The sequence below is a fragment of the Pseudomonas sp. fls2-241-TYG-175 genome (assembly GCF_030209155.1).
Lineage (GTDB): Bacteria > Pseudomonadota > Gammaproteobacteria > Pseudomonadales > Pseudomonadaceae > Aquipseudomonas > Aquipseudomonas viridiflava.
This window is the reverse complement of the sequence record NZ_JARVSO010000015.1, coordinates 16,841-40,885: the sequence shown is the minus strand read 5'-3', so window position 1 is coordinate 40,885 and position 24,045 is coordinate 16,841. Positions and strand designations below refer to the sequence as shown.

20 protein-coding genes and 1 tRNA gene are annotated in these 24,045 nt (G+C 56.8%); 5 read left to right on the top strand and 16 right to left on the bottom strand.

Annotated features, from left to right (window positions below; all coding sequences use genetic code 11):
• Positions 1–3: 3 nt before the first annotated feature.
• The 16 genes from QRN20_RS12895 to QRN20_RS12820 form a co-directional block, all read right to left on the bottom strand.
• Positions 4–4,668, bottom strand: a complete 4,665-nt coding sequence (locus QRN20_RS12895; RefSeq protein WP_058430983.1) for a glycosyltransferase — start codon at positions 4,666–4,668, stop codon at positions 4–6.
• A complete protein-coding gene (locus QRN20_RS12890) occupies positions 4,661–6,028 on the bottom strand; it encodes an ABC transporter ATP-binding protein (RefSeq protein ID WP_058430984.1) in 1,368 nt (455 codons plus the stop codon). Before QRN20_RS12890 ends, QRN20_RS12895 begins: the two co-directional genes overlap by 8 nt.
• On the bottom strand, positions 6,018–6,845 hold the full coding sequence (locus QRN20_RS12885; RefSeq protein ID WP_025993228.1) for an ABC transporter permease: 828 nt from the start codon (positions 6,843–6,845) through the stop codon (positions 6,018–6,020). Before QRN20_RS12885 ends, QRN20_RS12890 begins: the two co-directional genes overlap by 11 nt.
• The gene (rfbC, locus tag QRN20_RS12880; RefSeq protein ID WP_043305700.1) at positions 6,845–7,390 is read right to left on the bottom strand and encodes a dTDP-4-dehydrorhamnose 3,5-epimerase; all 546 of its coding nucleotides are present in this window, start codon (positions 7,388–7,390) and stop codon (positions 6,845–6,847) included. The genes QRN20_RS12885 and rfbC overlap by 1 nt, the downstream gene beginning before the upstream one ends.
• 652 nt (positions 7,391–8,042) lie before the next feature.
• Positions 8,043–8,951, bottom strand: a complete 909-nt coding sequence (locus QRN20_RS12875; RefSeq protein WP_058431013.1) for a glycosyltransferase — start codon at positions 8,949–8,951, stop codon at positions 8,043–8,045.
• A 45-nt stretch (positions 8,952–8,996) separates the two neighbouring features.
• On the bottom strand, positions 8,997–9,887 hold the full coding sequence (gene rfbA, locus QRN20_RS12870) for a glucose-1-phosphate thymidylyltransferase RfbA (RefSeq protein ID WP_004879820.1): 891 nt from the start codon (positions 9,885–9,887) through the stop codon (positions 8,997–8,999).
• The gene (rfbD, locus tag QRN20_RS12865; protein ID WP_058430985.1) at positions 9,884–10,789 is read right to left on the bottom strand and encodes a dTDP-4-dehydrorhamnose reductase; all 906 of its coding nucleotides are present in this window, start codon (positions 10,787–10,789) and stop codon (positions 9,884–9,886) included. Before rfbD ends, rfbA begins: the two co-directional genes overlap by 4 nt.
• A complete protein-coding gene (gene rfbB, locus QRN20_RS12860; RefSeq protein WP_043305702.1) occupies positions 10,790–11,863 on the bottom strand; it encodes a dTDP-glucose 4,6-dehydratase in 1,074 nt (357 codons plus the stop codon).
• Positions 11,864–12,125: 262 nt separating this feature from the next.
• Positions 12,126–13,226 carry a redox-regulated ATPase YchF gene (gene ychF / locus QRN20_RS12855; protein WP_004879814.1) on the bottom strand — a complete coding sequence of 367 codons (1,101 nt, stop codon included), beginning with the start codon at positions 13,224–13,226 and terminating at the stop codon, positions 12,126–12,128.
• Between the two features lie 21 nt (positions 13,227–13,247).
• Positions 13,248–13,832: an aminoacyl-tRNA hydrolase gene (pth, locus tag QRN20_RS12850; protein ID WP_004879811.1), complete on the bottom strand. Its 585-nt coding sequence runs from the start codon at positions 13,830–13,832 to the stop codon at positions 13,248–13,250.
• Between the two features lie 164 nt (positions 13,833–13,996).
• Positions 13,997–14,611, bottom strand: coding sequence for a 50S ribosomal protein L25/general stress protein Ctc (locus QRN20_RS12845; RefSeq protein WP_025993224.1), 615 nt, complete (start codon positions 14,609–14,611; stop codon positions 13,997–13,999).
• A 138-nt stretch (positions 14,612–14,749) separates the two neighbouring features.
• Positions 14,750–15,691, bottom strand: coding sequence for a ribose-phosphate pyrophosphokinase (locus QRN20_RS12840; RefSeq protein ID WP_002552145.1), 942 nt, complete (start codon positions 15,689–15,691; stop codon positions 14,750–14,752).
• Between the two features lie 45 nt (positions 15,692–15,736).
• Positions 15,737–15,811, bottom strand: a tRNA-Gln gene (locus QRN20_RS12835).
• A 37-nt stretch (positions 15,812–15,848) separates the two neighbouring features.
• Positions 15,849–16,697: a 4-(cytidine 5'-diphospho)-2-C-methyl-D-erythritol kinase gene (gene ispE / locus QRN20_RS12830; protein WP_058430986.1), complete on the bottom strand. Its 849-nt coding sequence runs from the start codon at positions 16,695–16,697 to the stop codon at positions 15,849–15,851.
• Between the two features lie 2 nt (positions 16,698–16,699).
• Positions 16,700–17,317 carry a lipoprotein insertase outer membrane protein LolB gene (gene lolB, locus QRN20_RS12825; protein WP_004879806.1) on the bottom strand — a complete coding sequence of 206 codons (618 nt, stop codon included), beginning with the start codon at positions 17,315–17,317 and terminating at the stop codon, positions 16,700–16,702.
• Between the two features lie 4 nt (positions 17,318–17,321).
• A complete protein-coding gene (locus tag QRN20_RS12820) occupies positions 17,322–19,049 on the bottom strand; it encodes a tetratricopeptide repeat protein (protein ID WP_082654179.1) in 1,728 nt (575 codons plus the stop codon).
• Positions 19,050–19,275: 226 nt separating this feature from the next.
• On the opposite strand from QRN20_RS12820, the gene hemA reads away from it, so the two are divergent.
• The 5 genes from hemA to murI are packed head-to-tail and all read left to right on the top strand — an operon-like array spanning position 19,276 to position 24,038.
• Positions 19,276–20,553 carry a glutamyl-tRNA reductase gene (hemA, locus tag QRN20_RS12815; RefSeq protein WP_025993221.1) on the top strand — a complete coding sequence of 426 codons (1,278 nt, stop codon included), beginning with the start codon at positions 19,276–19,278 and terminating at the stop codon, positions 20,551–20,553.
• The gene (gene prfA, locus QRN20_RS12810) at positions 20,550–21,632 is read left to right on the top strand and encodes a peptide chain release factor 1 (protein WP_004879800.1); all 1,083 of its coding nucleotides are present in this window, start codon (positions 20,550–20,552) and stop codon (positions 21,630–21,632) included. The genes hemA and prfA overlap by 4 nt, the downstream gene beginning before the upstream one ends.
• Complete coding sequence (gene prmC / locus QRN20_RS12805) at positions 21,633–22,466, top strand: peptide chain release factor N(5)-glutamine methyltransferase (RefSeq protein ID WP_285360488.1); 834 nt, start codon at positions 21,633–21,635, stop codon at positions 22,464–22,466. It begins immediately after the preceding gene.
• Positions 22,460–23,230 carry a molybdopterin-synthase adenylyltransferase MoeB gene (locus tag QRN20_RS12800; protein ID WP_163001121.1) on the top strand — a complete coding sequence of 257 codons (771 nt, stop codon included), beginning with the start codon at positions 22,460–22,462 and terminating at the stop codon, positions 23,228–23,230. Before prmC ends, QRN20_RS12800 begins: the two co-directional genes overlap by 7 nt.
• Positions 23,223–24,038 carry a glutamate racemase gene (murI, locus tag QRN20_RS12795; RefSeq protein ID WP_058430990.1) on the top strand — a complete coding sequence of 272 codons (816 nt, stop codon included), beginning with the start codon at positions 23,223–23,225 and terminating at the stop codon, positions 24,036–24,038. The genes QRN20_RS12800 and murI overlap by 8 nt, the downstream gene beginning before the upstream one ends.
• Positions 24,039–24,045 lie beyond the last annotated feature (7 nt).

The following is a 24,045-nucleotide window of genomic DNA, read 5'->3' as shown; positions in this document are numbered from 1 at the left end:
TTTTCAATTTATCTTCCTTGGAGGCCAGGCCAGACTAAAATCTTGATAATCCAAAGTCAGATTTGGACTGTAGCAATAGTCCATCTGAATCTTCGGCCAACGGGTTTTAATATACTCGATTTCCTTGGCGAATCGCTCCTGTTTTTCGGGGGTGTCTTCCAGCCCTCGAGTCGCTGACTCATGGTGATACAGCTCTGCAAACGGCGTCCATACGTTGACGTACCCCGCCTCTTTCACTTTGAGACAGAAATCCACGTCGTTGAAGGCAATTTTCAAGTGTTCTTCTTCTAAGCCACCGACCTGTTCAAAGACTGTTTTTCTGATAATCAGGCACGCTGCTGTCACCGCTGAGAACTCCTGGATGAGTTCTGCTCTGCAGAAATACCCTGGGGCCCCCTTGGGGAGGTCTTTGTGGGAGTGACCCGCGACGCCGCCTAGCCCGGCGATAACGCCACCGTGCTGCAAGGTATCATCGGGGTACCAGAGTCGAGCCCCTACGGCTCCGACATCGGGCTGCAGCGCTATCGACACCATTTCGCTCAACCAGTCGGGTGTGATGACTTCGATGTCATTATTGATGAGTCCTACCAGTTCACCGTTGGCACTACGCACGGCGGCATTGTTGAGGGCAGAATAGTTGAAGGGGCCTTCATCACGTACCACGCGAATGTTTTCTTCCTGGTCCAAGTGCGCGAAGTATTCCAGTGCCGCTGGGTCGTCGGAGCCGTTATCAATAAGGACGATTTCGTAATTGCCATAGGTGGTCAGGCGCTTGATGCTATCAACGCATTGTTTGACAAGTGCATGAGCATTACGAGTGGGTATGATCAGACTGACTAGCGGTTGCGAAGCGGGCAATGGGTAACGAACACGGTACATGCCAAGCCTCGACAGTTCCGCTACGCCGATCTCTCCTTTGCGCTGGAGATGTTCATTGAGCGCGTTAACGCCAGCCTGCCCAGCGTAAGGCTTTTCGTTACCCGCCAAAGCGGTACTGCCTTCATGAGCACGCCAGTGATAAAGCACATGAGGAATGTGAATGATCTGGCTGCGGTCCAGCCTTTCTATGCACCGCAGTGCCAAATCGTAGTCCTGTGCGCCTTCAAATCCAACTCTGAACTGTCCTGCTTCGTTGACCAGATCTCTACGATATACACCCAGGTGGCAAACCATATTTTGCGAACGGAATAGATATGCGTTCCAGTCCGGCTTGAAGTAAGGAGAGCTGCGCGTGCCGCGGACATCGATCTTGTCTTCATCTGAATAGATCAGGCCAGCCTCGGGATTTTCACGAATCGTGCGGGCCACCCAGTAAAGGGCGTGCTTCGGCAATAAATCGTCATTGTCCATCAAGGCTATGAATTGCCCCGATGCCAGCCCCAGGGCGGAGTTGCTCGCCGCTGAAATATGACCATTATGGTCACGAAAAATGACTTTGATACGGTCTTCCTGGGCCGACAAGGTCCTCAGGTATTCGGTAACATTCAGGTGGGTTGAAGCATCGTCAGCTATGCAAAGTTCCCAATGGGGGTACAACTGAGCGCGTACGCTTTCGACGGCCTCGCGCAGCAAGTCGAGCGGTGGGTTAAAAACAGGCATGATAATGGAAATAACCGGACCGTCATCCCACGTGTTCAGGTCGTCGGTAATTCGGGAAATTTTCTTTTCGTCCAGAGTGTCGTAAGTCTTGACCCAGAGGGAGTAATCATTCCGGTTCCCATTAGCTCCCTGCATCGCCTCACCCTTTGCCCATCGGGCTTGAGCTATGACACCGGCAACCCCCCGCACACGCCAAACTTTGAGTGCTTTCTTCGCGGTCCCGTAAACTCCACCACCACGTCGTATGATCTTCGGTAATGCAGTGATGCTGTTTTTTGTTCTATAGATGGCTTTTGTGACCTTTCTTAGAGGGGCCGTCAACTGCCAACTGTGAGAGGCCTGCATTGAGAGTATGCTCGTATTCAAATTATGAATATGAGTGTCTTTAGCCTCTAGCTCAAGCCGATGATTTTCCGTCAGCGTTAGAATTTTTTCTTCAAGCCCACTGAGTTCAATGCCTTGATTTCTTCTCAGGATCATTGTGTCTGACTCAATACCAGCCAAGGTCAGTCGATGATTTTCATGCAGTAATTGGTTTTCGGTTTCCAGCTTTGCCAGAGCGAAACGATGCTGCTCAATAATCTGCAAATGTTCTGCTTCTTTCTGCAGTAATTGGAGCTGTTGATCTTCTTGATCTGCAAGATGCTCTGCTTCAATGGCTAGACGTTCCTGCTTATGCTCCGCCAGGATCGCCTGCTTCTCTGCCATGAGTTCCAGCAGTTCGCGCTCATGATGTGCTCTAAGGGCCGCGTTCGAAGCTTCAAATTCCATTCGCTCAAGACGATGACACTCTTGTATTGAAAGATTTTCAACTTCGATTTTGGCAAGTGCCAGACGATGGCTTTCCTGCTCCGCCAGGTTCGCTGCCTCGATGGCTTCAAGCGCAGAGTGCTCCCTGATGTTTTGATCGGTCGTGGTCTCAAGCGCCTGCTTCAGTTCCTCTTCCTGCTGCTGCAACCTTTCAGCAACCTGAGGTTCGGTCAGCAGCGTGAACGAGATCTGAATCTTGAAGGCTTTCTGACTGATAAACGTGTTGAGATCGGCAGGCAGCATGACGTGCGGATCGTCATTGAGCGCCATGAATAACGTACCGTTGGCATTGTTGGAAAACGCTGTGGTGCCCGCTGCAGTCAACGGTAAGTCGATACCGTCATGCCAGGTCCAGACCTCCTCGTTGGCGACATAGACCTTTATCGTGCTGACCGAGAACGACTGTCGAACGTTTGCAGGGTCAAATCGCAAGGAAGCGCATCGCGACGAAGCTGGAACGCTGAAAATAACTGTTTGATACCCGTCATGAACTCGATGGCTTCGAGTCCTGTCCTCGGAAAATCCACCGTCGGTGTCGCCAAGATAAAGCATCGCCATCTTGGGGCTTTCGTTGGGCGCGGATCCGTTTTTTTGAATAGTGGCTTCTGGAACCCAGTTCAAAAAGCTTGCAGCTTCGCGTCCCGTCACTTTTTCCTGAAACATCGCCTCCAGAACTGCAAAACGATTCAGTTCCTCGTCAGTGACGGCAAGTCCGGCGCTGCCCAGCAATTGAATAATGAAATCACGTCGGCTGATCATGGTGGCAGTCGGGTGAAACGGCACCGTACCTGCTATCAGCAGCAACAAGCCGCGCATCAACAGATGCCCAAGCTCGACGCCGCCTTTCATCTCCCATTCAATATCGATGAGATGAGGCTCGCCTTGATCGTCGAGGATAATGTTCTGGGCAACGGCGTCCAGATAATGACCTGGCAGACGTGAATCGACACTGTCGAGCGTTATCGGATTTCCCTCAGTCGCCAACAACTTTTTCAGGCTGTCGAGATAGAGCGTCAAGAATGGAGTGAACGTTTCAACTGTCCAGTTCTGTGTGGTAGCCGCTTGCTGGAAATGCAGACTCAGCAGCGAGCCTCTGGCGTAACCGTGAGACTCGGGCAGGATAAAGTTGAACGTATCGTCCGCATCTTCCGTTTGGGCAGCGGTGTGGCCAAGTCGCTGGTACTGAACTTCGATGCCTTCCGGGGTCTCTACGAAAACAGAGGCCTTGCAGTATGCCGCGTTGCGGCCGGTGCTGTAGTGGTAAGCCAGAATGTCGGTTGGTACTACCTGCTCGCTCTGGCATGAAGCGACTACCAGAAAGGAGTTGGCAAGGTCCATGCCCAGATGATTATCGATCACTACGGGCCAGGCTCTCTCGAGATTGAACGTAGTGTCCGCGGGCAATTGCGGATCTTTCCTGGTGTTCTGGCAGGCCAGTGCAGCGGCATCAAAATGCCTGGATTTGAAGCCCCTCTCCGTGATCATGGAGTTGGGAATCTTGTAGTCGGGGTAGGGAGACAAAAAGTCCGAGGACGCAAATCCTGCGCGATCAATGAGCGCTTCCAGCTCTTTTCTGCCAAACGTTTTCGGCTGGCGCTCTACATATCGACCTTCGATGCCGTACATGGCAATGCCTAGATGGTCTTCTGGCGCGCCCGCAAAATACTTGAGTCCTAGCTGGTTCTCGATGGCGATGAACAGATGGCCGTCAGGTTTGAGAAGCTTGCGGACTCGATTCAGCATGCCGTACGCCGGATCGGCGTCCGCGCTGAACATGCTCGCGTATTCGAGCACCCCGATCAGGGTGATGACATCGAACTGCTGATCGACCTTGAAGTCGTCGAATCTTTCCGAAAGGACTGTGACATTGTCCAGATCCCGGGTTCTGCTTGCGGCGATCGCCGCTCGACGAGGGCTGCCTTCCAAGGCCAGCACTTCAGCGCCGGCTTCGCCCAGATAGCGGCTGATCGCGCCACAGCCTGCGCCTATCTCAAGAACAGATTTACCTTTGAGCAGGTGCTCAAACGGACGAAAGATGTTTCCGCGGCTGGACGTCAGGTGATAAAGCTTTGGCCAGTCGGTGCAGTATTGAGGAAGCTCGCTGGAAAGCACTGACACGTCGTTCGCTTCACGAACAATTCTCGCCAGCTCAGTCTCGGAGTTGTCGCCATCACTGTACGCGATGCCTTGATAGTCGGAGCGAACCCAAACCGCTGTATCAACATCGTGGCTATAGCCATATCTGGAAAGATCAAGCATTAACTGTTACCGGTTCGATATCCATGGACGCACCCAGGTCGATCAAACCAAGGAGGTTGGGGGTGGGCTCTACGACGAAATGTATGGAGTCGTAGCGTCTGTCATGAGGGGCGATTTCTTCACCTTCTCGAGAAGCAATCCCGACGGATATGAAGTAATCGCCGGTTGCCAAAGAACTCTTGAATTTCAGGCATGCCTTTGCCTGAGTACCAACGCCCCCTATGCTGCTCACGCCTGCGCAATCCTGCATGTAGGAATTGGTGCCGTATACGGTCACGCCTTCCTTGGTCTTGATGGTGAAACCAATGATCGGGTTGACAATCATGCGGTTAAACCTCAACGCCAGATTGAAAACAATTTCCTCACCGGACTCTACGCTGTTCGGAAACTCACGGCCTGACGCGCTCAAATGGAAATCAAGCAGCGTCGCTGCGCCATCGCCCCAGCGGTACTCGTGCGGGTTGTAGCCAGGTCGGCTGGCGTAGACATCCTCGTCAAACCGCAGCGCGATGGTATCCGTCTCAACCGGAGCGATCTCGACACGCTCGGCTTCGGCCAGGTCCAGGCTTTTGTCGGTGATCGGACTCTTGTCACGTCCGAACAGGAGGTCGGTATAGCGGTTGATGACGGGGCGTGATTCGCCAATCATCTCGATTCTGCTCTGCTCCAGCAGAATGGCGCGTGAGCAGTGGGTGACAACCTGTTCGCTGGAGTGCGTGACCAGCAGGATACTGGTGCCGTTTTCCTTCAGCTGTCGCAGGCGCTCGAAGCACTTGGCCTGGAAGCGCGCATCGCCAACGGACAGGGCCTCGTCGACGACCAGTATCTCTGGATCGACCTGAGCCTGTACCGCGAACGCCAAGCGTACTGCCATGCCGCTGGAGTAGGCTTTGACGGGCTGATCAAGGAACTCGCCGATGTCGGCAAAGCCTGCAATGGCGTCGAATCGCTCATCGACTTCGTCACGGGTCAGGCCCAGCACGGCTGCGTTCAGGTAAACGTTTTCACGGCCAGTGAATTCGGGGTTGAAGCCCGAGCCCAGTTCAAGCAAGGCCGCGACGCGGCCACGGGTCTGGATTTCACCGAGGGTCGGGGCCAGCGTTCCGCAGATGATCTGCAGCAGCGTGGACTTGCCGGATCCGTTGCGCCCGACAATGCCTACAGTCTCGCCTTTGTTGACATGGAAGCTGATGTCTCGCAGCGCCCAGAACTCTTTACCGTACGTAGTAGTGGCCTGTTTGCCTGCCCAACGCTGCAGTCTCGGCACCAGGGCCTGCTTGAGACGCTCATGGGGCTTGTCGTAGGTGTAAAAACACTTGGAGACGTTGTTTACGCTGATAACCGGTTGATCAGATGACATCAGCGAATCCTTTACGTGTCTTTTGGAAGAACCAGAACCCTGCGACCGCCATCAGCGAGCCGATCACTATCGCGATGCCCAGGCTGTCCCATTGAGGAAGATGTCCGAACAGCAAGACGCTGCGGCTTTCTTCAATGACGTAGGTCAGGGGGTTCATCTGCAGCCATGGTCGATAGACTTCTGGCAGCGCAGCGATTGGATAGAGAACTGGAGACAGGAACAGAAGAACAGTTGTCAGTACGGTGATCACATGGCCGACGTCGCGCAGGTAAACGCCCAATGAGGCCAGAAACCAACTGATGCCCAACGTACCCAGAATCAGAGGTACGAGGATCAGCGGAAAGAGCAGGGCGGTCCAGTACAGCGTATGGGAGATCAACAACTGGGCGATCACCAGCACCACAAGGCTGATGCAGCTGTGAAAGAGTGCAGAACCCAGGGTAATGACCGGAAGAATCTCCAGCGGGAACACCACTTTCTTCACGTAGTTGCTATTACTCATCACCAGTGAGGGCGCCCTGTTGGCACACTCTGCGAACAGGCCATGCACGATCATGCCGACGAACAAGAGGATGGCAAAACCACCCTTGCCAGTGTCGACACCGACCCAGCGGGCACTGAAAATCTCGGAAAAGACGAAGGTGTATACCGCCAGCATCAGAACCGGGTTGAAGAATGACCAGGCCAGTCCCATGACGGAGCCGCGGTAGCGACCGATGACTTCGCGTCGGGTCATCTGTGAAATCAACGAGCGGTTCGTCCAGAGGCTGTGTACCAGTCTCAAGGGGCCGGCAGATGGCGTCATGTGGGGATTCATTAAGCGAATACCTCGGCGTCTTCGAAACGCACGGCGTTCTGATCCTTGGCGGACAGCGCAGGCTGTTCGCTCATGGGCCATTGGATCGCTACGCTCGAATCGTTCCAGGCCAGACTGCGTTCATGCTCTGGCGCCCAGTAATCCGTGGTCTTGTACAGGAACTCGGCGCTTTCGGATAACACCACGAAGCCATGGGCGAAGCCTTCCGGAATCCACAACTGCTTTTTGTTTTCAGCGCTCAAATGTATGCCTACCCATTTGCCGAATGTCGGCGAGCGTTTCCTGAGGTCCACAGCGACATCGAACACTTCGCCCTGAGTGACGCGCACCAGCTTGCCTTGGGCTTGCCTGATTTGATAATGCAGACCCCGAAGCACACCTTTCGCCGAGCGTGAGTGATTGTCCTGAACAAAGGTAACGGGATGACCAACGGCTTCATCGAACGCTTTCTGGTTGAAGCTTTCATAGAAAAAACCGCGATCATCACCAAATACCTTTGGCTCGAAGACGATGACGTCAGGAATAGCGAGGCGGGTTGCGATCATACGTAGGGTATCTCCGAAAAACTGACCAGCGCAGACTCGTGCGGCACTGGTTTGGAAAAGCGTCTGATAAAGGATGCTTGCTGCCCGACGTGTGAGGGCATGTGGAAAAAGCGCTTTGAAGAGATAGTGCATGCGCGATGAAAAAAGCGCGTATGAGCGATTCCGGCGAAAGGCTTCTGCACGGCGTGGAGAGCGGGAGTCATCAGTACTGCTGAGCACATTGCACGCATCGTTGTTTTAGGTCTTTTCGATAGGGTTGCGATGACGAACAACTCAAGGATTTCAGTACAGGACAATTTTGCAAAAACTCATCCGGGATCGTGTGTCGGCACGAAGGCGACTCCGCATCGAAACAGACAGCTCCCCGGAGGGAACTCCCCTTGGACAAGGGTTTTGGCAGGTCGTGCCGTGCTGCTCCTTTGAGCGTCGTTACGCTGTAAACAAAGGTGCGCACATTAACATAGGCGGCCTTCGGAGAACATTCGATGGCGGGAATTTAACCATAGGATCGCTAGGTGTTTGCTCGTTCCCGACAATTCTGTTCAGGGCTTAGCTGGCGGTCGTGGATCGTCTCGCGTAGGCATTGACTTTATTTATCAATGGCTTGTGCTGGCTAGGCGCTTTCGTGTCGCGGAGGAGGATGAGCGCGTCATTATCGCGCTATCACGGCCGCAAGGCAGGCGATGACGAAAAGACCCTGGTCGCGAGGGCGGCGTCGGCATTGGCGGGCTTTGAACACGAGACCAAAAAACAGTGCGCGGGTAGAGCGTGACTGTCCATGATCCAGCACCTGACTGCCACCGGTGAGCCGATCAATAAGCAATACCTGGGCAGGCCACCAGCCGTTCGTGATTTTACCCAGTCGAGTCTTGAGCGCTGCAAGGCCAGTGTTGGCGCCAACCTGATTGCCCGCGTGCTGGCGATAATCCATGCCGGGGGTCGGGTCTATGAACCAGCGAAATCCATGACTGCGGGCGAACGCGTAACAGTACCAGTCATGCAGGCCGACATCCTGAGCCGCAGCCCAGTGTTCAAGAAGCGAGGCCTTGAATGCGTCAGCAAGCGTGCGGTTCAGTACGTAAGTGCAGCCAGGGCCGGCCGCTTCGAACACGTGATCCCACTTGACCTGCGGCTGTGCCTTGTCGAGCAGCATACGTCTGCCGTCGGGCCAGAAGGCCGTGACGTTACTGGAGTAGGCGTCATGATCCCCTGAGCTCAGGCGTGAAGTCGCTCGGTCGAGCTTGTCGGGGTGCCAGATATCGTCCTGATCAGAAAACGCCACATAGTCGAATGCGCAGAAATCGACATCTTTGATCAGGCGGAAAAAGTTGCGAGATGCCCCGCCAAACGGACCTGCTTCGGGAAGCAGAATGACGTTCGCGTGGTTCTGTGCGTAGGACATGCAGCGTGCTTCAGTGCCGTCCGTGGACGGGTCGACACTGATGAAGACGGCAACGCTGACATTGATCTGATTCAGAATGGAATCAAGTTGCTCCTCGATCCACTTCATACCGTTGTAGGCGGCCAGCAGCACGGCAACCCTGGGAAAAACAGAAGACATGCTGTCCATCGCCTTGCGGTATGAAGTGTAAAGAGGCGCCGGAAATCAGAACGATCCCAGATCCAGCAGTTTTTGCAGGTACTGACCGTAACCGGTTTTCTTCAGCTTCTGCGCTTGCGCGCCGAGTTGTTCTGGGGTGATCCAGCCATTGGTGTACGCGATTTCTTCGAGGCAGGCCACTTTCCAGCCTTGGCGCTGTTCGATGGTGTGTACGAAATGGCTCGCTTCCAGCAGCGACTCGTGGGTGCCGGTATCCAGCCAGGCAAAGCCGCGACCCAGGATTTCCACGGTCAGGCTTTTCTGTTCGAGGTAGGCGCGGTTCACGTCAGTGATTTCCAGCTCGCCGCGCTCGGAAGGCTTGATGTTCTTGGCTATCTCGACAACCTGATTGTCGTAGAAATACAGACCGGTTACTGCGTAGCTCGACTTGGGTGCCGACGGTTTTTCTTCGATGCTCAGGGCACGGCCGGTTTCGTCGAACTCGACAACACCAAAGCGCTCAGGATCGGACACGTGATAGCCGAACACGGTTGCGCCGCTGGTTTGCTGACTGGCTGAGCGCAGGTTTTCCGAGAAGTGCTGACCGTAGAAAATGTTGTCGCCCAGAATCAGGCAGCAAGGGTCTTTGCCGATGAACTCTTCACCGATGATGAAAGCCTGAGCCAGGCCATCCGGAGTCGGTTGCTCTGCATAAGTTAGCTGAATGCCGTACTGGCTGCCGTCGCCCAGAAGTTTGCGGAAGGAGGGCAGGTCTTCAGGTGTCGAGATGATCAGGATTTCACGCATGCCGGCCAGCATCAGCACCGACAGCGGGTAGAAAATCATCGGCTTGTCGTAGATAGGCAGCATTTGCTTGGACACGCCGAGTGTCAGGGGGTGTAGACGAGTCCCCGAGCCGCCGGCCAGGATGATGCCTTTACGATTAGTCGTTGTCATTTATTCAGAGATTCCATGAGCATGCGGGTTACGCCGCTTTGCCAGTCCGGCAAATGCAGAGAAAAGTTGTGACGCAACTTTTCTGTATTCAGACGCGAATTCAGTGGGCGTTGCGCAGGTGTCGGATAATCGGTTGTGGCGATTGGATTGATCGTTTCCACAGCCAGCGGTTCCCCGTTCGCTCGAGCAAAGTCGATAACGAATTGGGCGTAGGCGTGCCAAGACACTTCTCCGGCGGGCGCAAGATGGTAAATCCCGCACAGTTCGGGGCGTGTCAGCGCCTGCTGCAGTGCAGCTGTGGCTATATCGGCCAGAAGCTCCGCGCCTGTAGGGGCGCCGATCTGGTCGGCAATAACGTTCAGGCTCGGGCGGTCTTTGGCGAGGCGCAACATCGTTTTGGCGAAGTTGTTGCCTCGTGCGGCATAGACCCAACTAGTGCGGAAGATCAGGTGCTTGCAGCCCGATGCAACGATCAGTTGTTCGCCTTCGAGCTTGGTCGCGCCGTAATAATTGACCGGCGAGACTGCATTGGTCTCTTTCCACGCCTGGCTGCCGGTTCCGTTGAAGACATAGTCGGTCGAATAGTGGACCAGCAATGCATCCAGCTGGAGGGCTTCTTCTGCCAGGACCTGGCTGGCCAGCGCATTGACCGTGCGGGCCAGTACCTGCTCGGTTTCAGCCTTGTCCACGGCCGTGTAGGCGGCAGCATTGACGATCACCTGGGGTTGAACCTGACGAATTGTCTTGCGCAGCTCGTCGAGGTTGGACAGGTCACCGGAAATCTCGCCATAGGCCGTCGAGGCCACCTGACGGTCCAGAGCAATGACTTCGCCCAGCACGGCGAGGGAGCGTTGCAGCTCCCAGCCCACTTGGCCGTTTTTACCCAGCAGAAGAATTTTCATTTATTTATCGGCACGAGCTGTGTAGTTCTTGTCGATCCATTGCTGGTAGCTGCCGCTTTTCACGTGAGCAACCCACTCCGGATTGTTGAGGTACCACTCCACCGTCTTGCGGATGCCGGACTCGAAGCTCTCTTCCGGAACCCAGCCCAGCTCACGCTGGATCTTGCTGGCGTCGATAGCGTAGCGCAGATCGTGGCCAGGACGATCCTGAACGTAAGTGATCAGGCTTGCGTGTGGCAGGTAAGCCGAATCCGGACGCAGTTGGTCGAGGAGGGCGCAGACAGTATGGACGACTTCGATGTTCTGCTTTTCGTTGTGGCCGCCAATGTTGTAGGTCTCGCCAATCTCGCCCTCGGTCACGACCTTGTACAGTGCGCGAGCGTGATCTTCGACGTACAGCCAGTCACGAACCTGATCGCCTTTGCCGTAGATCGGCAGCGGCTTGCCTTCCAGCGCGTTGAGAATGATCAGCGGGATCAGCTTCTCCGGGAAGTGGCACGGGCCGTAGTTGTTCGAGCAGTTGGTGACCAGGGTAGGCAAACCATAGGTTCTGCTCCAGGCACGAACCAGGTGGTCGGAGCTGGCCTTGCTGGCCGAGTAGGGCGAGCTTGGCTGATACGGTGTCGTTTCGGTGAACAGATCTTCCGGGCCTTCCAGGTCGCCATACACTTCGTCAGTCGAAATGTGGTGGAAACGGAAGTTGCTCTTGCGTGCTTCGTCCAGCTGGTTCCAGTAGGCACGTGCCGCTTCAAGCAGCGTGTAAGTGCCGATGATGTTGGTCTGGATGAACTCGGACGGGCCGGTGATGGAGCGGTCTACATGAGATTCGGCGGCCAGGTGCATGATTGCGTCTGGCTGATGTTCCTGGAACACCTTGTCGATCGCTTCACGGTCACAGATGTCCACGTGCGCAAACGCATAGCGCTCGCTGTCTTCAACCGATTGAAGCGACTCGAGGTTGCCCGCATAGGTCAGCTTGTCGACGTTGATGACCGAATCATTTGTATTGGAAATGATATGGCGGATAACTGCCGAGCCAATGAAACCAGCGCCACCTGTTACTAAGATCTTCAAGAGAATATTCACCTTGGTTCGAGACAAGGCTTTGCCCGGTCCGTGGAGTTGATCTGGATTATGTCGCAACCATTGAGTGCCAGTCTGAAAAAATGTTCACCCAGACGCAGTGATGGCAACATGAAAGTGCGCATTTTACATAGAAAGATATGTGATCCCCATCAAATAATTCAGGGGCAGCAGAAATGCAAAAGCCCCGGTTAAGGGGCTTTGCAGTAATCACTCGAATGAGGGAGCAGAGTCTTCGAATGACCCTGTTTGGTTACACGTTGAAACGGAAGTGCAGCACGTCGCCGTCCTTGACGATGTAGTCCTTGCCTTCCAGGCGCCATTTGCCTGCTTCCTTCGCGCCGCCTTCGCCTTTGTACTGGATGAAGTCGTCGTAGGCGACGCATTCGGCGCGGATGAAGCCTTTTTCGAAATCGGTGTGGATGACGCCTGCGGCCTGAGGTGCGGTGGCACCGACGCGGACGGTCCATGCGCGGACTTCTTCTACACCGGCGGTGAAGTAGGTCTGCAGGTGGAGCATTTCGTAGCCTGCGCGAATCACGCGGTTGAGGCCGGGTTCTTCAAGGCCCAGGGCTTCGAGGAACATGTCCTTCTCTTCGCCGTCATCCAGCTCGGCGATTTCCGCTTCGATCTTGTTGCAGACCGGCACCAGCATCGCGCCTTCCTCTTCGGCGATGGCGCGAACCACGTCCAGCAGCGGGTTGTTCTCGAAACCGTCTTCCGCGACGTTGGCGATGTACATGACCGGCTTGGTGGTCAGCAGGTGGAAGCCACGAATGACGGCTTTCTCGTCATTGCTCATGGACTTCATCAGGCTGCGTGCCGGCTTGCCTTCGGTGAAGTGGCTGATCAATTGCTCGAGCAGGCCCTTCTGGACCACTGCGTCCTTGTCGCCGCCCTTGGCGTTGCGAGTGACTTTCTGCAGTTGCTTTTCACAGCTGTCGAGGTCAGCGAAGATCAGTTCGAGGTCGATGATCTCGATATCGCGCTTGGGGTCGACACTGTTGGAGACGTGAATCACGTTCTCGTCTTCGAAGCAGCGCACCACGTGAGCGATGGCGTCGGTTTCGCGAATGTTGGCCAGAAACTTGTTGCCCAGGCCTTCACCTTTCGAGGCGCCGGCAACGAGGCCCGCGATGTCGACGAATTCCATGGTGGTCGGCAGGATGCGCTTCGGGTTCACGATCGCGGCCAGCGCGGCAAGGCGTGGATCCGGCATCGGCACGATGCCGCTGTTCGGCTCGATGGTGCAGAAGGGGAAGTTCTCGGCCGCAATACCGGATTTGGTCAGGGCGTTGAACAGGGTGGACTTGCCGACGTTAGGCAGGCCGACGATGCCGCAATTGAATCCCATGGTGTTTCCCCTCGAGTGATGTCAGGCCTTCTGGCTGTGCAGGTTTTTCATCGCCCGGTTCCATTCACCGGCGAAGATATCCGGCAGCACGCCGAGGGCAAAGTCGATACTGGCGTCCAGCTTTTCCTGTTCGGCGCGCGGCGCTCGACCCAGAACAAAGCCCGACACCTTGCTGGCATCGCCCGGGTGGCCGATGCCAAGCCGCAAGCGATGAAAAGTGTTCTGATTGCCGAGCTGCGCGATGATGTCGCGCAGTCCGTTATGACCGCCATGGCCGCCGCCCACTTTGAGTTTGGCAACGCCCGGAGGCAGATCGAGTTCGTCGTGCGCCACCAGAATCGAGTCGACCGGAATGCGATAGAAACCGGCGAGTGCCGCCACGGCCTGGCCGCTGCGGTTCATGTACGTGGTGGGGATCAACAGACGAACATCCTGACCCTGATGCGAGAAGCGTCCGGTCAGGCCAAAGAATTTGCGCTCGGGAACGAGATTGACTCGTTGCGCCGCAGCAATACGCTCAACGAAAAGAGCCCCTGCGTTATGCCGGGTCTGTTCGTATTCAGCGCCTGGATTTCCCAGGCCAACGATCAGTTGTATGGCGGTCACGACAGGGGCCCTTCCTTTGGAGTTGTGGTCAAGCCGCTGACGACAGCGGCAACGTGGACGAAAAGTGCTCATTTACCATGATGTAAACTCCGCGATTCCGCCCGCTTTGCCTGCTATCGCTCGCGATGTTTCCTGAGCAACTCCGACTCTGCACAGTAATGAAATTACTCTGCAGCGCCTTCTTCTGCTTCGCCTTCGTCTTCGTCTTTGACGATACGCGGTGCGTGGACGTTGGCGATTGCCAGGTCGGTACCGTGTGCCAAAGCGACGAACTCAACGCCTTTAGGGGCTTTCAGTTCGGACAGGTGAACGTTGTCACCGATTTCCAGCGCGCCCAAGTCAACTTCGATGAACTCAGGCAGGTCTTTCGGCAGGCAGGTCACTTCCAGTTCAGTGGTAGTGTGCGAGATCTCGCCGCCTTTCTTGACCGGAGCTTCTTCGTTGATGAAGTGGATCGGCACGATAGCGGTCAGTTTCTGACCAGCGATAACGCGCACGAAGTCAGCGTGCATCACGTGGCCTTTGGCCGGGTGACGCTGCAGGGCCTTGATCAGAACGTTTTGCTTCTTACCAGCAACGTTCAGTTCGATAACGTGGCTGAAAGCAGCTTCGTTTTCGAGCAGTTTTGCAACTTCCTTGGCCAGCATGCTGATGGACTCAGGGGCTTTGTCGCCACCGTAGACAACAGCTGGAACCAGGCTAGCGAGACGACGCAGGCGGCGGCTCGCACCTTTCCCCAGGTCGGAACGCTGTTCAGCATTCAGAGTAAAATCGTTCATGTTGTTTCTCCAAAATAACCACATTCACAATGGCGTTTGCGACCAGCGCCAGAGCGATATGGGCAAAAAAGCCCCGCCCTGACCGAATGCCAGGGCGGGGCGCTTTTCGTCGACGAAATGCAGGCTTAGGGAGAACCCTTAGCGGAACATCGCGCTGATCGATTCTTCGTTGCTGATGCGGCGAACCGCTTCGGCGACTACCGGGGCAATATCCAGTTGGCGGATACGGCTACAGGCTTGTGCAGCAGCGGACAACGGGATGGTGTTCGTCACCACCAGTTCGTCCAGCACGGAATTTTCAATGTTTTCGATCGCCCGACCCGACAGCACAGGATGTGTGCAGTAGGCAAAGACCTTGGCAGCGCCATGCTCTTTCAGGGCCTTGGCCGCGTGGCACAGGGTGCCGGCGGTGTCGACCATGTCATCGACCAGAATACAGGTACGCCCTTCGACATCACCGATGATATGCATCACTTCGGAGTGATTGGCTTTCTCACGGCGTTTGTCGATGATCCCGAGATCCACGCCCAGGGATTTGGCCACTGCTCGTGCACGCACGACGCCGCCGATATCCGGGGAAACGATCATCAGGTTTTCAAAGCGCTGGTCTTCGATGTCATCCACCAGAACGGGGGAGCCGTAGATGTTATCTACCGGAATATCGAAGAAGCCCTGGATCTGGTCAGCATGAAGATCAACCGTGAGAACACGATCGATACCCACCACGGTCAGCATATCGGCGACGACTTTCGCGCTGATAGCCACACGTGCGGAACGCGGACGGCGGTCCTGACGGGCATAACCAAAGTAGGGAATCACAGCAGTGATTCGGGACGCTGAGGAGCGGCGGAAGGCATCAGCCATCACGACGAGTTCCATCAGGTTGTCATTTGTCGGAGCGCAGGTCGGCTGAATGATGAAGACGTCTTTACCGCGGACGTTTTCATTAATCTCAGTGCTGATTTCGCCGTCGGAGAACTTACCAACAGAAACATCACCCAGTGGGATATGCAGCTGACGTACTACACGCCGAGCGAGATCGGGGTTAGCATTCCCCGTAAAGACCATCATCTTGGACACGCGCAGTACCTAGAGGCTGAGGGTAACCTGGATGAGTATGGAAAATGGCAGGGGCGGCTGGATTCGAACCAACGCATGGCAGGATCAAAACCTGCTGCCTTACCGCTTGGCGACGCCCCTGTATTGAATCAATCGAGTGCCTGGCACTCAATTCCTGCTACAGATCTTGAAGCTTGCGATGCAACATCGAAATGTTACTTCCTTTCGCGACAAACCCTGTAAGGGTCTCTGTAAGAAGGGCCGAGACTTTATCAGCTTCAGCTTTGTTTGGGAAGGCCCCAAACACACAACTTCCAGTTCCGGTTAATTTTGCTTCGGTAAAATTACCTAACAAATTCAAAGCGTTACGTACTTCTGGATAACGCCTCTCTACAACCGCTTTACAGTCATTTCGACTGTTTCCCTTGGGAACGGGGCGCACTTTAATGGGCGGCGAGTCGCGTGTCAACAACGGATCTGAAAAAATTTCTGCTGTACTTACAGCGACTTGCGGAACAAGCACCAAATACCAAGGTTCTTCGGGGTTTACGGGGGTCAGAATTTCTCCGACGCCTTCTGCAAACGCCGCGTGGCCACGGACGAAAACCGGTACATCGGCACCGAGCGTCAGGCCCAGCGCGGCGAGACGATCTTCATCCCAGCCAAGATTCCACAAGTGGTTAAGACCCAGCAGGGTGGTCGCGGCGTCAGAGCTGCCGCCACCGATACCGCCACCCATGGGCAGGCGCTTTTCCAGCCAGATATCCATGCCGAGCTTGCAGCCCGACTGTTTCTGAAGTGCCCGGGCCGCCTTTACGATCAGATTGCTGTTGTGTGGAACGCCCGGCACATCGGTCTGCAGGCAAATCTCGCCGTCTTCGCGAATGGCGAAGCCCAGTTCGTCGCCGTGATCGAGAAACTGAAAGATCGTCTGCAACTCATGATAGCCGTCAGGGCGGCGTCCCAGAATATGCAGCATCAGGTTCAGTTTTGCCGGGGCGGGCAGAACCAGTTGTGGTGTGTTCATGTTCACTGCCCCAGTTTGCGAGGCTGCCAGTCCTTGATGACCAGCGTGACGTCGAGGTCCTGGCCGTGCAGTTTCACGCGCTCGGGCAGCCAGTAGCCGTTCTGTTCGACGTAACTCAGGTACTCGACCTGCCAGCCGTCCTGATCAAGGGTCGCCAGACGACTGTCGCCGTCCAGGGTGACCTGGCTTTTGCTGTCCGGTGCGGGAAGGCCGCGTACCCACCACACAAGGTGAGAAACCGGGAGTCTCCAGCCGAGCTGGTCCTGCAGAAGTTCTTCAGGGGTCTTTGCTTCGTAGCGACCCTGATTGGCCACCTCGAGCGCGACTGCGCCGGGTCTGCCGGTCAGGCGCGCCGCACCGCGTCCCAGCGGACCGGAGAGACGGATGTCGTAGTAATCCTGACGCTGCAGCCAGAACAGAGTGCCGCTGCCGGAGTCTTTCGGCGCGCGAATACCGACCTTGCCGTTGATCTGCCAGCCGTCGAGGCTGCTCAGTTGCTGTTTGTGTTCGCGCCATTGCGCGGGATCGCCCTTGCCCTGAACCGATTCGCGGGACGTGAGGCCGGCACAGCCGGCAAGCAGGGCGATGAGGCTGAATACAACTACGTGGCGCAAAAACATAACGTCAAAGGGTCTCTGATCCGGTCAAGCGCCGCAGGGTGCTGCGCAGAATAGGGCTGTCGGGTTGCTGTTCCAGGGCTTTGGCCCAGACTTTTCGGGCTTCGCTCTGTTGGCCTTTGGCCCAGAGCACTTCACCCAGGTGAGCGGCAACTTCGTGGTCGGGAAAGCGTTCGAGGGCCTTGCGCAGCAGGCGTTCGGCCTCGTCCAGATTGCCCATTCGATAATTGACCCAGCCAAGGCTGTCGAGAACGGCCGGATCGTCGGGGTTTATCGAGTGAGCCTTTTCGATCAGTGCTCGTGCCTCGGCATAGCGCGTGGTGCGGTCTGAAAGCGTATAGCCCAGTGCATTGAGGGCCATGGCGTTTTCAGGCTCGCGCTTGATAATCGAGCGCAGATCCTTTTCCATCTGCGCCAGGTCATTGCGCTTTTCGGCGAGCATCGCCCGGGTGTACAGCAGATTGATGTCGTCCGGGTATTGCTTGAGCGCCTGACTCAGTACCTGCCAGCCGCGGTCGGCATGGTCGTTGCTGGTCAGGGTTTCGGCTTCGATCAGATAAAGCTGTATGGCGTATTCCGGTTGGGAGTCGCGAGCCTCGGCCAGGCGCTTGGAGGCTTCTGCGGCGTTGCCATTGCCGATCAGGATGTCGCTCTGGCGCAACTGTGCCGTCAGGAAATCAGTGCCGGGACCGACCTGGGCGTATTCATCCAGCGCGCTTTGCGGGTCATCACGCTCTTCATGAATGCGGCCCAGATTCAGGTGCGCCGAGTCGACGTGGGCACCGCGAGCGATGAGTTCTTCCAGATAACCAGCCGCTTCATCCCAGGCCTTGGCTTCCAGACAGACCAGTGCCAGCGAAAAGCGCAGGTCATCGTCTTCCGGATACTGCTGCAAAAGGCTGGAGAACTGCACCTTTGCATCATTCATGCGGTTCTGTTCCACCAGCATACGGGCATAGGTCAGGCGCAGACGTTTGTCTTCGGGGTATTTCTTGATGCTTTTTTCAAGGATCGGCAATGCTTCCTTACCGCGTCCCATGCTTTGCAGCAGGCGGGTGCGGAGCAGGATGGGCGCTACTTCGCCTTCCTTGGGGGGATTGTCTTCCAACAGCTTGAGCGACTGTTCGGAGTCGCCGTTCTGTTGAAGCAGTAGTGCTTTGCCGAAGATCAGTTGACCGTTATTCGGGTATTTGCCCAGCAACCGGTCAAAGCTTTTGAGCAAGCCGTTGCGCGTATCCGAATCGGTTTCTGCGGCGGACAGTGCCAGGAAGTCGAAATGCGTGTCGCCCTGACCCTGCAGCACCTTCTCCATGTAAGCCATGGAGTCGTCGTAGCGGCCGGAGCGCGCCAGTTGAATCGCGGCGGCCCGTTGCGCCTCAAGGTTCTTCGGGTCGTTTTTGGCCCAGATCAGCGCGGTTTCCAGGGCCGACTGGTCGGCGCCCATGTATTCGGCGATGCGATAGGCCCGTTCGGAAACGCCCGGATCCTGAGTCTTGATCGCCTGGGTCACGTAGTTGTCCAGCGCGATGTCGAAGCGGTTGCGTTGGCCAGCCAGCTCCGCGCTCAGCAGGCTGACAAGGGTCTCCTGAGTGAACGAACCGTAAACCTGCGGCTTGGTTTCAGGCGCGGGCGGGGTGTCTTTCTGCGCAGTATCGGGCTGCGACGCAACGGGGGTCATGGACTGACAGCCGCCTAGAAAGGCCAGGGCAAGGAACAACGCGGAGAATCTATTCATATATAAGAAGGGCGGCTTACCTGCGGTTTGGATCATCATGACACAAGGCTGTTGGCAAACCCACAGCCGTCGGAAAAAGTACTGCAATGCTTATTTTAGCGGTGCTGCAGGCCTGCACAGGCGGCCTGCGACGAACGATTCTAGTGGGACAATAATATGCGGTGGTTGTTCTGAGCTTATTGAAGTAGGACAATTGCCGGCTTCACGTCACAACCAGCGACCCTGAATGGCCTTCCTTGCACTTGGTATCAACCATAAGACCGCCTCGGTCGACGTTCGCGAGCGCGTGGCATTTACGCCCGAACAGTTGGTTGAGGCCCTGCAGCAGCTGTGTCGCCTGACGCACAGTCGTGAAGCGGCAATCCTCTCGACCTGCAATCGCAGTGAGCTGTACATCGAGCATGACGAGCGGGTGGCCGATCAGATTCTGGCCTGGCTCGCCGATTACCATCATCTGAGCCTGGATGAGCTGCGCGCCAGCGCCTATGTCCACGAAGACGACGAGGCCGTGCGGCACATGATGCGCGTGGCGTCGGGTCTCGATTCTCTGGTATTGGGTGAGCCGCAGATTCTCGGCCAGATGAAATCGGCGTACGCTGTCGCCCGCGAGGCGGGTACCGTCGGTCCGTTGCTCGGCCGACTGTTCCAGGCCACTTTCAGCGCTGCCAAACAGGTGCGCACGGACACCGCCATTGGCGAGAACCCGGTATCGGTAGCGTTTGCCGCCGTCAGTCTGGCCAAACAGATTTTCAGCGATCTGCAGCGCAGTCAGGCGCTTCTGATCGGCGCGGGCGAGACCATCACGCTGGTTGCCCGGCATTTGCACGACCTTGGCGTCAAACGCATCGTGGTCGCCAACCGCACGCTGGAACGCGCGAGTATTCTGGCCGCCGAGTTCGGTGCCCATGCGGTGTTGCTGTCGGATATTCCGGCCGAGCTGGTCAACAGCGACATTGTCATCAGCTCGACGGCCAGCCAGTTGCCGATTCTGGGCAAGGGCGCCGTTGAAAGTGCGCTGAAACTGCGCAAGCACAAGCCGATCTTCATGGTCGATATTGCCGTACCCCGCGATATCGAGCCGGAAGTCGGCGAACTGGATGACGTTTATCTGTACAGCGTCGATGACCTGCATGAAGTCGTCGCCGAGAATCTCAAAAGTCGTCAGGGCGCAGCACTGGCGGCTGAACAGCTGGTCAGTGCCGGAGCCGAGGACTTCATGTCCCGCCTGCGTGAGCTGGCGGCAGTCGATGTGTTGCGCGCCTATCGCCAGCAGAGCGAGCGGCTGCGGGACGAAGAACTGAGCAAGGCCCAGCGCATGCTCGCCAACGGCAGCAATGCTGAAGACGTTCTGGTGCAACTGGCGCGCGGTCTGACCAACAAATTGCTGCACGCTCCGAGCGTTCAGCTCAAGAAGCTGTCTGCCGAAGGCCGCGTCGATGCGCTGGCCATGGCTCAGGAACTTTTTGCCCTCGGTGAGGGCTCGACGGATAAAACCCCGCAATGAAAGCTTCACTGCTCAACAAGCTGGATGTGCTCAGCGACCGCTTCGAGGAACTGACTGCGTTGCTGGGCGATGCAGAAGTCATCAGCGATCAGACCAAATTTCGCGCCTATTCTCGTGAATACGCCGAGGTAGAGCCTGTTATCGCGCTCTACAATCAGCGCATCAAGCTGGTGGCCGATCTGGAAGGTGCGCAGGCGCTGCTCAAGGACAGTGATCCGGACATGCGTGAAATGGCGGTTGAGGAAGTTCGGGAGACCAAGCTGCAACTGGTCGAGCTGGAGGCTGAGTTGCAGCGCCTGTTGCTGCCCAAAGACCCTAACGACGGCCGTAACGTGTTTCTGGAAATACGCGCCGGTACCGGCGGCGACGAAGCGGCCATTTTTTCCGGCGACCTGTTTCGCATGTATTCGCGTTATGCCGAACGACGTGGCTGGCGCGTCGAAGTACTGTCCGAGAACGAAGGCGAACATGGCGGCTACAAGGAAGTCATTGCCCGCGTCGAAGGCGAGAACGTCTACGGCAAGCTGAAGTTCGAGTCCGGTGCGCATCGTGTGCAGCGCGTACCGGAAACCGAATCCCAGGGCCGCATTCATACGTCGGCCTGCACGGTGGCGGTGTTGCCGGAACCTGATGAACAGCAGGCGATCGAGATCAACCCGGCGGACCTGCGTGTCGACACCTACCGTTCCTCCGGCGCCGGTGGTCAGCACGTCAACAAGACCGACTCGGCCATCCGCATCACCCACTTGCCGTCAGGTATCGTCGTGGAGTGCCAGGAAGAGCGGTCGCAGCACAAGAACAGAGCGCGTGCGATGTCCTGGTTATCTGCCAAACTCAATGACCAGCAGACCAGCGCCGCGGCCAATGCGATTGCCAGCGAGCGCAAGCTGCTCGTGGGCTCCGGTGACCGTTCGGAGCGTATTCGCACGTACAATTTCCCTCAGGGGCGAGTAACGGATCACCGCGTGAACCTGACCCTGTATTCGCTGGATGAAGTCATGGCCGGTGGAGTCGATGCAGTGATAGAACCGCTACTCGCTGAATATCAGGCTGATCAACTTGCGGCACTGGGTGAGTAAATGACCATCATCGCCAGCTTGTTAAGAAGCGCTGAGCTTCCCGATTCCCCGACCGCCCGGCTCGACGCCGAGTTGTTGCTGGCCGCTGTCCTGGGCAAGCCCCGCAGCTTCCTGCACACCTGGCCCGAGCGCATTGTCAGCACTGAAGCGGCGCTGGCGTTCGCGGGTTACCTGCAACGTCGCCGTACCGGTGAGCCTGTCGCCTATATTCTGGGTCAGCAAGGCTTCTGGAAGCTCGACCTCGAAGTCGCGCCGCACACCCTGATTCCACGACCCGAGACTGAAATGCTGGTCGAGGCTGCATTGGAGTTGGTGCCTGCTTTCGCGCCTACCCAGGTTCTGGACCTGGGAACGGGCACCGGAGCCATCGGTCTTGCGCTGGCCAATGACCGTCGGCAATGGAAAATCACGGCTGTTGATCGTGTGCCTGAAGCCGTGGCGCTGGCCGAGCGCAATCGCCAGCGTCTGCAACTGGACAACGCCGAAGTTCTGAACAGCCACTGGTTCAGTGCGCTGGAAGGTCGGCAGTTCGATCTGATCATCAGCAACCCGCCGTACATCGCCGAAACCGATCCGCATCTTTCGATGGGCGATGTGCGTTTCGAACCAGGCAGTGCGCTGACCTCAGGCCCCGATGGTCTGGACGATCTGCGCACCATCATCAGCGAGGCGCCCGCTCACCTGACTCCGGGCGGCTGGTTGTTGCTGGAACATGGCTATGACCAGGGTCCTGCAGTGCGCGAGTTGCTGATCCGTCATGGCTTCGAGCGCATTCAGACCCGCCGTGATCTGGGTGAACATGAGCGTATTACCTTCGGATGCGTGCCGTGCTGAGTGATCAGGAGCTGCTGCGCTATAGCCGGCAGATTCTGCTGCAACACGTCGATATCGAAGGACAATTGCGCCTCGGCAAAAGTCGGGCACTGGTGGTTGGACTCGGCGGGCTGGGCTCGCCGGTCGCCTTGTACCTGGCGGCTGCCGGAGTCGGCGAGCTGCACCTGGCAGACTTCGACAGTGTCGACCTGACCAATCTGCAACGCCAGATCATTCATGACACCCAGAGTGTCGGTATGACCAAGGTGGATTCGGCCATCGTCCGTCTGACCGCCATCAACCCGGAAGTCCGGCTGGTCGCCCATCGTGAAGCGCTGAACGTCGATTCATTGAGCGCTGCGGTACAGGCCGTGGATCTGGTTCTGGACTGCTCCGATAACTTCTCGACCCGCGAGGCAGTCAATGCTGCGTGCGTGATGGCTGGCAAGCCGCTGGTCAGCGGTGCGGCCATTCGGCTCGAAGGTCAGCTGTCGGTGTTCGATCCGCGGCGCAGCGAGAGTCCCTGCTACCACTGTCTATATGGGCATGGCAGCGAGGCCGAACTGACGTGCAGCGAGGCGGGTGTCATCGGTCCGCTGGTCGGACTGGTGGGCAGCCTGCAGGCCCTTGAAGCGTTGAAGCTGCTCGCAGGTTTTGGCGAACCGATGGTGGGTCGCCTATTGTTGATCGATGCATTGACCACCCGTTTTCGAGAATTGAAGGTCAAGCGTGATCCCGGTTGCAGCGTCTGTGGTGCGGCAAACGGGCAGGGCGAGCATGCTTGACGTTCACATGAGCTATGGCAGCGATGCTCCGGTCGGGGTGTTCGACTCCGGTGTCGGAGGCCTGTCGGTGCTGGGCGAGATTCGTCAGAGGCTGCCCCACGAATCGCTGATGTACCTGGCCGATTGCGGCCACATTCCGTATGGCGAAAAAAGCCCCGAGTACATCGTCGAACGCTGCCTGAGCATCGCCGGTTTCTTTCGCGAGCAGGGTGCCAAGGCGCTGGTCGTTGCGTGTAATACGGCCACGGCGGCAGGCGTTGCCCATATTCGTCAGCTTTATCCGGACTGGCCCATCGTGGGCATGGAGCCTGCGGTCAAACCCGCGGCCGAGGCGACCCGCAGCGGCGTTGTAGGCGTACTGGCAACAACTGGAACGCTGCAGAGCGCTCGCTTCGCCGCCTTGCTCGACAGGTTCGCCAGTGATGTTCGTGTGGTGACTCAGCCCTGCCCGGGGCTGGTCGAACTGATTGAAACCGGTGATCTGCAAAGCCCACAGATTCGTCAGTTGCTGGGTCGCTACGTCGAGCCTTTGCTGGCCGAGCGTTGCGACACTGTCATTCTGGGCTGCACGCATTACCCCTTCCTCAAACCGTTGCTGCAGCAAATGCTCCCCGAGTCGGTCGCCCTGATCGATACCGGCGCTGCGGTGGCGCGTCAGCTTGAGCGTCTCTTATCCGCAAACGGTCTGCTCGCCAGCGGCCCTGCTCGCGAGACGTTGTATTGGTCCAGTGACGATCCTGACAAATTCAGAAAAGTCCTACGCGACCTATGGAAAACTTCCAGTAATGTGAGAAGCTTCCATTTGTAAAAAAAAC